Here is a 12,556-nt window from a genome sequence, read left to right as displayed (position 1 = left end):
CTGCACAACCATAGCCACAGACGGTGACAATGGGATCCCGTCGCGCGACGGGGGACCAGGTCTGCCCTTCGGGGCACGGGGGAGGAACGCGGTGGGCGAGCAGCGCGACGACACGGCGGTGGCCGGACTGGCCGAGGTGATCGGCCAGGTACGCCGCGAACTGGAACAGGCGCAGCACAGCGGCGCCGAGAGCGACCTGCGCTTCTCGGTGGAGAGCGTGAACCTGGAGTTCGCGGTCCAGGTACGCAAAGAGGGCTCGGGCCGGGCCGGCGTGCAGATCGGTGTCATCGCCGTGGGAGCGGGCGGCTCCGCGTCCCGGGATACGACCCACCGCATCACGATCGAACTGAAGCCGCACGGCCGGGACACCTCGCACTACAGCGTCGGCGGAGAATAACCGGAGCCCGGGCCCCGTGTAGCCGCCGGCGAGGCCCCGCCCGCCGACGGCTACGCGGGAAGGGTCTGCGAGGTCACCATCCAGACATGGCCGTCCGGGTCGCAGAAGGCGCCCGCGTATCCCCACGGCTGCGGCCCGGGCGGTGTGACGACGGAGCCCCCCGCGCGGTGGGCACGCTCGATCAGCTCGGCGACCGCGGCCTCGTCGTCCGCGTGCAGGCTGAACACGCACTCGCTCTGGTCGCGGCCCGCCACCTCGCGGCCGCCGATGACCCAGCCGAAGCCGCCGCTGGGAACCAGCATGAGGCGCAGGCCGTCGTTGAGGGCGAACTGCAGCGGTTCGGGCACACCGTCCTGCGCTGCCTCGCCGATGGCGTCCAGGCCGAGACCGTCACGGTAGAACGCGAAGGAGGCCCGCCGGTCGGCGACCGGGAGGCTGACAATGACACGGGAGAGCTGCATGGACGGGCCCTTCTGAAGGTCGTTCACCTTGCGCGATTCCAGGAACTCCGACCCGGCGGCGGCACGAAACTCATCGGCCGGCCGGGAACACGTCAGAAGGCAGCACGGTGTCAGCACCTGCCGTACCTGCCCCGCACGAGCCCCGTACGGGCCCGCGAAGCGTTGTCCGGCGCGTGAACCCGCCGGCCGGCAGGACGGCCGGGACCTACTTCCCCGCCACGCCCTTCCCGCCCGCGCCCTTCCCTTCTTCCGTGCCCTCTCCGCCGGCGCTCTTCCCGCCCGCGTTCTTTCCGCCGGTGCCGTCGGGCCAGACCCCGATATGGTCCTGCTCCAGCTCCAGCATCACTCGCTGCTCCATGCCCAGGGACGCCGTGTACTCCGCGGGCAGCTGAAGCCGTCCGGCCCGGTCCAGCATCGCGTACTCCCGGGCCACCACCGACTCCCGTCCCTCCGCGTCGATCTCCGTGCGGCGCAGCACCTCCGACGACGTCCGGCCGTCACGGATCGCCACCGTACGGCGCACCTCGTCCGCGACCGCCTGGTCGTGTGTGACGATCACGATCGTCGTGCCCAGCTCCTCGTTGGCCCGGCGGAACGCCGCGAAGACCTGTTCACCCGTTGCCGAGTCCAGCTCGCCGGTCGGTTCGTCGGCGAGCAGTACGGAGGGGGAGTTGGCCAGCGCGACGGCGATTGCGACGCGCTGCTGCTGGCCGCCGGACAGCTGGTGCGGGCGCCGGTCGCCGCAGTCGGCGACGCCGAGCATCGCCAGGAGCTCCTTCGCCCGCTCGGCTTTTGCCCGGGCACCCTTCCGGCCGCCGCCGCGTCCCCGCAACTGCATCGGCAGTGCCACGTTCTGGGAGGCCGTCAGGTAGGGGAGGAGGTTGCGGGATGTCTGCTGCCAGACGAAGCCCACCACCTCGCGGCGGTAGTTCAGCCGGGCCTTCGCGTCCATCGTGAGCAGATCGCGGCCCGCGGTCCTGGCGGCGCCCGCCGTGGGGACGTCCAGGCCCGCGAGGATGTTCATCAGTGTCGACTTGCCGCTGCCGGACGCCCCGACCAGCGCCATCAACTCGCCCTCCTGGACCGTGAGATCCAGCCCCTGGAGGGCCTGCACCTCCACCCCGTCGGTGGTGAAGACCCGTACCAGCCGGTCGCAGGTGATCAGCGCGTCATGCCCGTACGAGGGGCGGTCCCGGCTCGCCGCCGCCCGCCGCTCCAGCTCCGCGAGGGTCGGCCGCGCACCCGCCGCCCCGCCCGCCGTATCGCCCGTCGCTCCGCCCGCAGTCCCAGCCACAGGATCGCCTGCCGGGTTGCCTGCCGGGCCGGTCGTCGTATCGGTCATCGCGTGTCTCCTGCTCTGAGTTCGGTGATCGATCCGCGCCGCCCCGCCCACCAGGCCTGCCCGGCGGCCACCGCGCCGGCCAGCACCACCACACCCGCCGCGGGCAGCGCCAGCGACCACATGTCGGTCCGCAGCGACACGTCCTGCACCGGCGCGAGAGCGGGAGCGGCGGCCACGGCGAGCCGGGCCAGGTCGATGCCGGGAGCGAGCAGCCGGATGGTGGCCCAGCCGACGAGAACGCCGCCCCCGGCGGCGAGCAGCGCCTGGGGCAGCGCCTCCAGGCCGAGCAGCTGACGGCCCTGGCGCCTCGTGAGACCCATGGTGCGCAGCCGGGCCAGCAGCGTGGAGCGCTCCGGCGCGGACTGCAGCAGGGACAGCACCAGGGCGATGACCGCGTAGGCCGCGCCGGCCGCGACGGCGGCGGCATAGATCCGCTCGGCGCCCGACTGGAGCGGGGAGCCGGTCAACGCCGCCCGTTCCTCGCTCCGCAGCCGCACGTCGAGCTCCGGCCCGGCGCCGAGGGCGGCCGCCCGCAGCGCCCGCGCGTCCAGTGCCTCACCCGTGGCCAGCAGCGTCGTCGGCCCGGCGTGCTCCAGGCCCGCACGGTCGACCAGCAGGAATTCGGAGCGGGGAGCGGCCGGCGTGCGGGGCCGTACGGCGGCGATCCGTACGGTGATCTCGCCGGCCGGCGAGGCGATCCGGCGCGGGGCGGTGCCCAGCCGCGCGGCGACACCGGGGGAGGCGACCGCGTTCAGCACCCCGCCCGTGTCCTTCAATGCGCCGGCGGGGAACGCCCCGAGGTCCAGCTGCCGGGCCAGCCGGCTGTACGACCCGGGCTCCACACCGATCAGCGTGAGCGGCTTCCGCTCGTCGGCACCGGCACCGGCGTCCGTGCCGGCGTCCGTGTCCGTGCCGGCGTTGGTGCGGTTCGCGTCGGGTGCGAGTTCCGCCGTCCACTCGATACGGACGGCCGTCACCTCCTCCACCCCTGCCGTGTTCCGCACCGCCCGTTCCGCGTCCGCCGGCAGCGCTGTGGCCTCTCCCGCGGTGGAGACCCGCGCGTCCGCGCCGACCGCCAGCAGCGCGGCCCGGTCCCGCGCGTCCGCGACCCCCGCCAGCACGGACCCGCCGAACGCCGCCGTCGTCAGCGCGATGAGCAGCGCCAGCAGCGGCAGCGCCCCCGTCGCCGAGGACCGGCCCGCACGGGCCAGCGACAGGAAACCGATCGCTCCGCGCAGCCGCGCGGCCGGCCGGGCCGCCCATCGCAGCGGCAGCGGATACAGCCGTACGAGCACCAGCGCGGCGATCAGGGAGACGAGGACCGGGGCGGCGCTCACCAGCAGGTCACCCGAGCCGGAGGCGCCGCGACGGCGCAGGGCCACGACCGAGGCGACGGCCAGGGCCAGCAGGGTCAGTTCGGCGACGGTGCGGCGTCTGCCCGGCCTGGCCCGGACGAGGTCGTCGCGGTCGTCGTGCGCCCGCGGCCGGCGGTGCAGCAGGACCGCCTGTACCGGCAGCGCGGCGCAGGCGAGCAGCGCCACGCCGCTCGCACCCCACACGGCCGGCAGTAGACGTGCCTCGCCGACGGCGAGCAGGGCCAGCAGCAGGCCGGCCCCGGCGGCGGGCAGCGCGATCACGGCGGTCTCGGCCAGGAGCCGTCCGCCGATGCCGCGCAGGGAGCCGCCGCGCGAGCGCAGCAGGGCGAGTTCACCGGCGCGGCGCGCGGCGACCAGAGCGCCGGCCATCGCGAGGACGACGGCGGCGACGGCGCCGATCCCGAAGGCCGCGACGGTGACGATACGGGTGATCGCCGCACGCGCCGCGAGGTGCGAGCCGAGGACCGTCTCCAGCCCGGTGCTCAGGACCGCGGTGCCACCGGCGATCTCACGCATCCTCAGCAGGCCGGGCCCGCTTTCGAGGGAGGTGACCTCCCGCAGGAGCGCCGGCGTGTCCTGGGCGCTCAGCCCCGTGGTGTCGGGCGCGAGGCGCCAGTACCTCTCCGGCATCGCCTGGGTGCCGAGGAGCGCCGGCGCGGCGCCGGGCGCCAGCAGGAGGCCCGCCTCCCACCGGTACTGCGGCGGAGCGGACGGCAGGACGGCCAGCCCGGGGGTGCGCAGGACCGGTTCGGCGGACCAGTAACCGCCCTGCGGACGGCGTGGTTCGACGATCCCGGTGATCCGTACGGACAGCGCCGTGGACCCGGTGGGGCCGCTCAGGCGGATCACCGAGCCGACCCGCAGGCGCATCACGCGGGCGGTCGCGGTGGTCGCGGCGGCCTCCACCTCCTTCGTCTCGGCCGTCACCCGCCCCCCGGCGGCGGGCAGCCGCCCGCCGCGCACGGCGGCGTGGGCGGCGAGCTCCGACTGCGCGGCCAGCGTGAAGCGGGGCCCGATCCCGTCGGGACGCGGCAGCCAGGTGTCCGTGCCGGTGAGCGCCTCGGAGGTCCGTACCCCGTACGCCGACTCCGCGGCGTCCGCCCGCACCGGTGCCGGCAGGCTCGCCAGCACCTTGCGGTGGACGGCCGACAGCGCGGCGGGCCGCATCGCCTCCTCGCGCGCGGACCGCGGAATCTCCAGCCCCGGCTGGGGCGCGCTCAGCCCCAGCACGGTGGCGCCCGGGGGCGCGCCGCCGATGTCCCGCCGCAGTCCCTCGCTCTCGTAGGCGTCGACGGCCCGCGGCAGCACGGCCATGAGGAACGCCGTGATCAGCACGAGCACACCGAAGGCGACGGCCGCCCCGGGGGCGGTCCGCAACCGTGTCCGCACCCACGGCGCGACCGCGTGCCCGGGACGCTCCGCGCGCCCGGGACGACGCTCCGGGCCGCCGGGGCGCTCCGTGCGCCCGGTCCGTACGTCAACTGGCCGGCGGGTCATCTCAGTTCTCCCCCTGGTGGCGAAGCGAGAGCGCGGGATCGGCGCGCCGGACGGCGACGGCCGCGGTGATCAGCAGGGGCACGGCGGCCACACCGGCGAGGAACAGGGCCACCTGGGACACCGGGAGTTCCACCAGGACCCGGGGGACGGGCTGGGCGGCCTGCGAGGTCAGCACGACCAGCGGGACGACCGCCCGGGTCAGCAGCGCCCCGAGCCCCACACCGGCGAGCAGACCGATCCCGATCAGCAGGCCCTGTTTCGCCGCGACCAGCCGGGCCAGAGTCCGGCGGGAGGCCCCCAGGGCACGCAGGACGGCGAGTTCGGCGGACTGCTCCCGCAGGGAACCGGCGGCGCTCACCGCGAAACCCACCGCGGCGAGCGCGGCCGCGGCCACCGCGACGGCGATCAGCGCCGAGCGGGGCCCGCCGCCGAGCGGGTCACCCAGCAGGCCGGCCGTGGCCTCCGCACGCACCAGCACCTGGCCCGGCTCACTGTCCGGGCGGGCCCGCAGCGCCGACGCGACCTCCGCGGCCGCGCCGGGCGCGGTGCTCAGCCACCACTCGGTGGGCGCGAGTCCACCGCTCCCGCGGTCGGCCAGCACCGCGTTGACGGCCCGCAGATCGATGAGCAGCGCACCACCGTCCGCCACCACACCCGCACCTGACGTGGTGTCCGCAGTGCCCCCGCCCTCGGCCCCCGCCGGGCTCCCCGACGTCGGCAGCTCCCGTACCGCCTTCACGAGAGTCACCCGCAGCTGCTCTCCCGCCAGCGTCAGATCGACGCTCTGCCCGGGCTCGGCCCCGGCCGCGCGCAGAAAACTGTCGGTGGCGACGGCCGCGATCCGCGGCCGGACGGCGGCGGACGCGACATCCAGCTGGACGGCGAGATAGTCGCCGCTCTCGTATCCGGCCCCCGTCGTGTACGAGACCGTCAGCGGCGCCGTCTTCGACGCGGCCGGCCGCAGGGCCACCGGGGCGCGCTCCTGCCCGTTCTCCGTCATGGTCCCGCTGCCCTCCCAGCGCTCCGGGCCGGGGAGGGACACCGGCCGTCCGGCGCCGTCCGGCCCCGTCGCCAAAAGCCGTTCGACGCTCAGCCGGTGCCGCTCGGGCCCCTTGACGGGGGCGGTCCCGCCGAGCCGCAGCCCGCTCACCCCGAGCGGCCCGGCAGGGGCACTGCGCGTGCCCGAGCCGGTCACATCGAGGTCGAGGACGACGCGGTGGACCCGCCCGTCGACGGGCACCTCCCCGGCGCTGAGCCGGTAGGAAAGGCCGTAGCGGTCCACGACCACGACCTGGAGCAGCGGCGCGAGCCCGGACGCGGACCGGCCCGAAGCCGTCCTCTCCTCGGTGATCCGCACATCGAGAGCGAGCCGGCGGGTGCCCTCGGGCAGCGCCACCACCGCCCCGGACGGGGCCTTCGGCGGTGCGAGCGCCCGCAGCAGCCCCTCCACCGGCTCATCGGCGAGATCACCGCGCATCAGCATCCGCTCCCCGGCCCCCGCCGTGTCCAGCGCGAGGACCGTAGCCGTCCGGCCGCCGGACAGATCCACGGCCGTACGGTGGGCGGGAGCCGCCTGCCGCACCCCCGGCAACGACGTGTACAGACCGGCCTGACCGGGGCCGGCGGGCCTGCCGTCCACCACCCGTACCGACGCCCCCGTAGCGAAGTCCGCCTGGTCGCGCTGGGACCGGTCCCACGACGCGCTCTGGCCGATGGCGAGCATGCCCATCGCCACGGCGAGAACCAGCAGCAGCACGGGCCCGGCGCCGCGCAGCGACCGGCGGCTCAGATGCCAGCCCGCCAGCGCGGCCGGCAGCCCCCGGCCGCGCGAAGCGAGCCGCTCCGCGAGCCGCGCCGCGGGGGGCAGCAGCCGCAGCGTGAGCACCGTGCCGGCGAGCAGCGCCAGCGCGGGCGCCGTGACCAGCAGCGGGTCGATACCCAGATCACCCTCACGGTCACCGCTGAGCGCCCCACCGCCCGACGTCCCGGTCTGCCGGTCCAGTTGCCAGTAGGCCACCGCCGCGATCAGCAGCAGCCCGACATCCGCCCCGGCCCGCGCGGACACCGGCAGCGCGGCGCCGCGGCCACCCCGCATCCCGCTCCCGGCCGTCGCGGCCAGCGCGGGCGAGACGACCGCCGCCGCACAGCAGACCGCGACCGCCGCCGAGACCAGCCACACCGGCCCGGACGGTACGTCACCCAGCCGCGGCCCGGCCCCGTCACCGAGCGCGGAGCGCCGCGCGAACATCCCGGTCAGCGGACCCGACAGCAGCGGCGCGCACAGGGCCGCGGGAACCGCCAGCAGCAGCGCCTCCACCGCGGCGAGCGCGGCGAGCCGGCGCCGCGAGGCACCGCGCGCCCGCAGCAGACCCGTCTCACCCGCCCGCTCCGCACCGAGAACCCGCGCCACCAGCAGCAGCGCGTACCCGGCCAGCAGAAGCAGCTGCAGGGCCACGATCAGCAGGGTGGACCGGGACACCAGCAGCGCCCGCTCGGTCCGCTCCAGCAGGGACGGCAGCGAGGTGCCCACCACCGCACCGCCCCCCAGCGCCGGGTCCGCGCGCAGCAGCGCCGGCACCCGCGTGGACGCGGCACGCAGCGCACCGATCCGCCCGGTGGTGACCGTGCGGTAGTCGGCGGCGGCCACCCAGGCGGTGGCACCCCGGGAGACCCGGCCCGAGGCGAGGACGGACGGATCCGTGAGCAGCGGACCATAGGTGGTGAAGTCGACGTCACGGACCCCACGGCCGCCGAGCGTGTCCAGCCGCCAGTACGGATCCGTGGTGTCGGTGGCCCGGTACACACCGGTGATCCGCACCGTCAGCCCCGCCCCGGCCAGCCGGTCGGTGAGCGCGACACGCGCTCCCGGCCCCAGATCCAGCTGCCGGGCGGCGGCCTCGGGCAGGGCGACAGGCACAGCACCATCAGCGGCGGGCGGGCCGGAGCCGGGCAGCTCACCCGACACGAGAGTGATCCGGGAGGGGTCCAGAGCGGCGAAGTGCGTCAGATCCGGCTTGTCCTCGGCCCCAGCGGACACCCGAGCGGACGCCCGCAGGGACGCCGGCAGCGCGTACGGCCCCGAACGCTCCAGCTTCCGCACAGTCACCGGCAGCCCGTCGAAGGCCTGCCGCGCCCCCCGCGCCACGGCCTCCTGGGCCGCGCCCCGCCGCTCCGGCGCGATGTCCGCGCTGACGACGAGCGCCGCGGAAGCCGCACCCCGGCCGCCCAGCGTCTCCCGCAGCGCCGTATCCGAGAGAGAACCCGAGAACGCGGTGAGCGAGGCGAGCACACACGTGGTCAGCACCACCGCGAGCAGCGCGGCCGCCAGCAGAAGCCGGTGCCCCGCCGCCCGCAGAAATATGAAACCCGCCACCCGTCCCCCCACCCCCGACACCACGGATCTCTCACAAGAATCCGCACTCCGGCACAGAGAATACGGCCGTTGCCCACACCCGAGGCGCCCGCCCATACTGGGCCCGGACCGAATCACGCACGGGGGGCCCACCAATGACACAACACCACACCACCCAGGCCGCCCCCGCGACAGGCGGCCCGCCCACCACCCCCATGGTCAGGGCGGAAAACCTGCACCGTTCCTACGGCAGCGGCCCCGCGGCCGTCCACGCACTGCGCGGCGCCTCCCTCACCCTCACACGCGGTGAACTCGTCGCCCTCAAAGGACGCTCAGGCGCCGGGAAAACCACCCTGCTCAACCTGATCGGCGGGCTCGATTCCCCCGACCGCGGACAGGTCGTCATCGACGGCACCGACCTCAGCGGCCTCAGCGAGAACGGACTCCTCGAACTGCGCCGCGACCGCATCGGATTCATCTTCCAGTCCTTCGGCCTGATCCCCATCCTCACCGCGGCGGAGAACGTGGGCGTACCGCTGCGCCTGCGCGCGACCGCACCGCGCGACCGTGAGGAGCGGGTGGCACTGCTGCTCGCCCTGGTGGGCCTCACCGACCACGCGGCACAGCGCCCCGGCGAACTCTCCGGCGGCCAGCAGCAGCGCGTCGCCATCGCCCGCGCCCTCGCCAACCGCCCGGCCCTGCTGATCGCGGACGAACCGACCGGCCAGCTGGACACCCAGACCGGCCTCGCCGTCATGGAACTGCTGCGCACCGTGGTCCACGGCGAGGGCGTCACCGCCCTCGTCGCCACGCACGACCCCCAGCTCCTCGACTTGGCCGACCGGGTGCTGGAACTGAGCGACGGCGAGGTCGTCGAACACTGAACGCCCCGGCCGGCCCGACGGCGCGACCCCACCCCCCTTGCCGCCTTGCCGTCTTGCCGCGCGCCCGGTCCGCCGGCTTTCCGTCCGGCGGACCGGCCGCTCCCTATATGGGTCAGGGCTTCCAGGTCCTGCTCTCGCCCCGGTAGCAGGCGACGATGACGTTCACCTTGCTGTTCTTGCCGCAGTACTCCGTGTTCGGGGACCAGGAGCCGGCCCGGGGCACATAGGTCTCGGGGCCCTTGCCGAGGGTCTGGTACTCGCTGACGTCGGCCTTCCAGGCCTCGACACGCTTGCACTGGCTGTTGAGCCGCCAGTAGTACTCGCCTCCGTTCGAGCGGAAACGCACCCTGACCGCGTCGTTGACGTAGAACCAGCCGGAGGTCTTCTGCCAGAGGAAGGTCTTACGGGGCTGGTACCTCTGCCAGGAGGTCATGCAGTCCGGCACCCCGTTCTTCGCCTCGGCGGCTGCCACCGAAACGGTGTCGGCGGCGGGGGAGGCACCGCTGTGGGTGAACGCCCCGTTGACCCCGGCCAGGCCGGCGCCCGCCGCCAGCAGCCCCGTCAGGGCTGCGGTGATCGCGAGGGGCCGGGGCGGGCTCTGCGGCCTTCGGCGGTTCCCTGCGGACGCCCGGCCCCGGTCGTCGACACCGGTGTGCGGCAGGGGCCCCGGCGACCGGTGCGATGACGTCTTCGACGGGGCGTCACCGGCCGGTGCGGGGCGATGGGAGAAGCGTTGCGGTTCCTCACGGCGCGGGGCAACGGATCGCGGCGGCTCGGACAGTCCGGAGACGTCCGGCCTGGTCAGAGGCGGTGTCCGCACCTGTCCAGCGGCACAGTCGCAGGTGTCCGCGCACCGCCGGCCAGGTGCGCCGGCGTACGGGCCCGCCCAGGCGGTGAGCGGGTTCGGGTCACCACTGCCACCGCGCTTGCCTAAGCTGCCGGGGATGACTGATCGCCGACAAGCAATCCGGGAGCCCGGAGTGGAGAGCGGGCCACCACAGCCGCGGGACGCGGATACTCCCGCGCAGTTCGTCGCGGTGATGCGGCAGTTACGCCAGTGGGCGCATCTGAGCTATCGCGAGCTGGAGAAACGGGCCGAGGCCGTGGGGGAGGTGCTGCCGCGTGCCACGCTCGCCGGCGTACTGAACCGTCAGGAGCTGCCCAGGGAAGAACTCCTCGCGGCGTTCGTCCGGGCCTGCGGCGGTGACGAGCCCGCCGTCCAGGCATGGATCCGGGCCCGCAAGAACCTGGCCGTCGAGCGCGAGCGCCCCACCCCCGATCCGGCCCCTGCCCCGGGCCCGGACCTCGTCCCCGAGGCCGAGGCCGATCCCGATCCCGGCCCCGAACCCGAGGCCGAGTCCGCCCCCGAGACCGGTTCCCACGGCGTCCCGGCCGAGGCCCACGCCGGCGCGGGCTCCACGGACACCGCACCCGACACCGCACCCGACACCGCACCCGACACCGCACCGGACACCACACCGGACACCACACCGGAGGCGGAGAAGCCGGCCCCGCGCCGCCTCCGACGACCAAACCTCGTCCTCACCGCCGGCGCCGTGCTCCTGCTCCTCGCGGCCGCCGTCACAGGAGTCACACTGCTGCCCGACGACGGGACGGGTGAGCCGCACCTGACCCCCACCGGCGAACCGGCGGTCACGACCACGCCGTCGGGAACATCGGGCCCCGCCCCGGACCGTGCCCCGCCCGCCGAGGCCGTTCCCGACGACAAGCCCGCGCGGAGCAAGGCACCACACACCACGCCCTCCACGTCCACATCCACGGCCCCGGCCAAGGCCACGCCCTCTCCCGCGCCCGAGCGCACTACCGCCGAGCCGAGTTGGCCCGAACAGGGGCAGGGACCGACCGCGTACGAACCGCCGCCGCAGCCCTCCACGTCATCTCCCGCGCAGAGCCAGGACCCCTTCCCGGAGGAAACCTGCTGGGACGTCACCGACGGATGCGTGTGATCCCCCACGGCCCGCGCCCTGACGGCCAACCCCTCCCGTCCGGCCGGCGGACAGGGCTCTGAGCTGCCCGGACGTACCCGGACTGTCCGAGACGCCGCAAGCTCTGGCCGGACACCACACTGCCGATGAAACCTCCTTACCGGGCCGCCACCGAGGCCCCCGAGGAGGACGTGATGACGCACCTGACGGACCGGACCCGCCGGACCCGCCAGCCCGCCACGAAGGCGGGCGCAGTCCGCGAGCAGCCGCTCGCCACACGGGCACGCCACGCTGTGCGGGCCCCGTGGACGCAGGCGCTGAAGCCGGTGAGCTGGGCACGGACCGCGACCGTTCTGGGCCTGCTCTTCCTCGTCTCGCTGCTCGTCGGCTCGGTCGTCGGCGTGTACGGGCCGGCGACCTCGGCGTCCCCGCCCGCGCGTCCGCCGGTCACACTGACGCCCCCCGAGGCGCCCGGCGGAGAGACCCCTCAGATATCTGACGGCGAAGCACCCGAAGCACCCACGGCCGTGCCCGGGCCCAAGCCCACGAAGAACCCGGCCGCGGCGGCCGAGAAGCCCACGAGCACAACAAAGCCCACCAAGGCGGCCAGGGCCGGCAAGAAGATCGTGCTCCGCCCCGGCGACACGCTCTTCGCCCTGGCCCAGCGGCACGGCACCAGCGTCCGGACCCTGCAGCAGCTCAACGGACTGGGCACCTCCACCCTCATCTACGCCGGCGACACCCTGCGCGTCCCCGCCCCCGCCACCGCCGCCGGGGCGGCCGCTCCGCCGCGCGGCACACCGCCCCCCGCCGCGGACCGGGCCACCTCCGCGCCCCGGGCGGTCACCGACTACGCCAGGGCGCAGCTGGGCAAGCCCTACATCTGGGGCGGTGTGGGCCCGCGGGGCTTCGACTGCTCGGGGCTCGTGATGCGGGCCTGGCAGGCCGGGGGAGTCTCGCTGCCGCGCACCACCTTCAGCCAGATACACGCGGGCACGGCCACCACCCGGGCCGGGCTGGTGCCCGGGGACCTCGTACTGTCCAACGGCGGCGGCCACGTCGGGCTCTACATCGGCGACGGCCGGGTCATCCACGCCCCCCGCCCCGGTGCCACCGTCACCAGCGCACCGCTGCCGCCGCCCTCGCAGGTCGTCGGGTACCGCCATATCCGGCGCTGAACCGGCGCGATCAGCCACCCTTCCACCCCTGGCGTGCCGACCGCATGCCGTACCGCGTGACGGCGAGGCAGCACCGTATGACCGGACAGCATCTGTACTGCCTCCTCTCCCGCCCACTGGCTA

At 75.1% G+C, this 12,556-nt stretch carries 9 protein-coding genes; 4 read left to right on the top strand and 5 right to left on the bottom strand.

Annotated features, from left to right (window positions below; translation table 11 throughout):
- The first annotated feature begins 91 nt into the window (after nucleotides 1-91).
- On the top strand, nucleotides 92-397 hold the full coding sequence (locus ACZ6MZ_RS16160; RefSeq protein ID WP_469352423.1) for a trypco2 family protein: 306 nt from the start codon (nucleotides 92-94) through the stop codon (nucleotides 395-397).
- 50 nt (nucleotides 398-447) lie between these two features.
- On the opposite strand, the gene ACZ6MZ_RS16155 is transcribed toward ACZ6MZ_RS16160, so the two are convergent.
- The 4 genes from ACZ6MZ_RS16155 to ACZ6MZ_RS16140 form a co-directional block, all read right to left on the bottom strand.
- The gene (locus ACZ6MZ_RS16155) at nucleotides 448-885 is read right to left on the bottom strand and encodes a VOC family protein (RefSeq protein WP_389789211.1); all 438 of its coding nucleotides are present in this window, start codon (nucleotides 883-885) and stop codon (nucleotides 448-450) included.
- Nucleotides 886-1,063: 178 nt separating this feature from the next.
- On the bottom strand, nucleotides 1,064-2,200 hold the full coding sequence (locus tag ACZ6MZ_RS16150) for an ABC transporter ATP-binding protein (RefSeq protein ID WP_469352421.1): 1,137 nt from the start codon (nucleotides 2,198-2,200) through the stop codon (nucleotides 1,064-1,066).
- The gene (locus ACZ6MZ_RS16145; protein WP_469352419.1) at nucleotides 2,197-5,073 is read right to left on the bottom strand and encodes an FtsX-like permease family protein; all 2,877 of its coding nucleotides are present in this window, start codon (nucleotides 5,071-5,073) and stop codon (nucleotides 2,197-2,199) included. Before ACZ6MZ_RS16145 ends, ACZ6MZ_RS16150 begins: the two co-directional genes overlap by 4 nt.
- A gap of 1 nt (nucleotide 5,074) precedes the next feature.
- The gene (locus ACZ6MZ_RS16140; RefSeq protein WP_469352417.1) at nucleotides 5,075-8,446 is read right to left on the bottom strand and encodes an FtsX-like permease family protein; all 3,372 of its coding nucleotides are present in this window, start codon (nucleotides 8,444-8,446) and stop codon (nucleotides 5,075-5,077) included.
- 134 nt (nucleotides 8,447-8,580) lie between these two features.
- Between ACZ6MZ_RS16140 and ACZ6MZ_RS16135 the strand changes: the two genes are divergently transcribed.
- Entirely contained in the window at nucleotides 8,581-9,309 is a 729-nt protein-coding gene (locus ACZ6MZ_RS16135) for an ABC transporter ATP-binding protein (RefSeq protein WP_389789200.1), read from the top strand.
- A gap of 112 nt (nucleotides 9,310-9,421) precedes the next feature.
- Here ACZ6MZ_RS16135 and ACZ6MZ_RS16130 read toward each other — a convergent pair whose 3' ends face one another.
- Nucleotides 9,422-10,129 carry a hypothetical protein gene (locus tag ACZ6MZ_RS16130; protein ID WP_469352415.1) on the bottom strand — a complete coding sequence of 236 codons (708 nt, stop codon included), beginning with the start codon at nucleotides 10,127-10,129 and terminating at the stop codon, nucleotides 9,422-9,424.
- Between the two features lie 124 nt (nucleotides 10,130-10,253).
- On the opposite strand from ACZ6MZ_RS16130, the gene ACZ6MZ_RS16125 reads away from it, so the two are divergent.
- A complete protein-coding gene (locus tag ACZ6MZ_RS16125; protein ID WP_469352414.1) occupies nucleotides 10,254-11,276 on the top strand; it encodes a hypothetical protein in 1,023 nt (340 codons plus the stop codon).
- Between the two features lie 125 nt (nucleotides 11,277-11,401).
- Entirely contained in the window at nucleotides 11,402-12,433 is a 1,032-nt protein-coding gene (locus ACZ6MZ_RS16120; RefSeq protein WP_469352412.1) for a C40 family peptidase, read from the top strand.
- Nucleotides 12,434-12,556 lie beyond the last annotated feature (123 nt).

The organism is Streptomyces sp. NPDC042201, from assembly GCF_055582185.1.
Note: the sequence above shows the minus strand (reverse complement) of the source record. Positions and strands in the feature narration are given on the sequence as shown.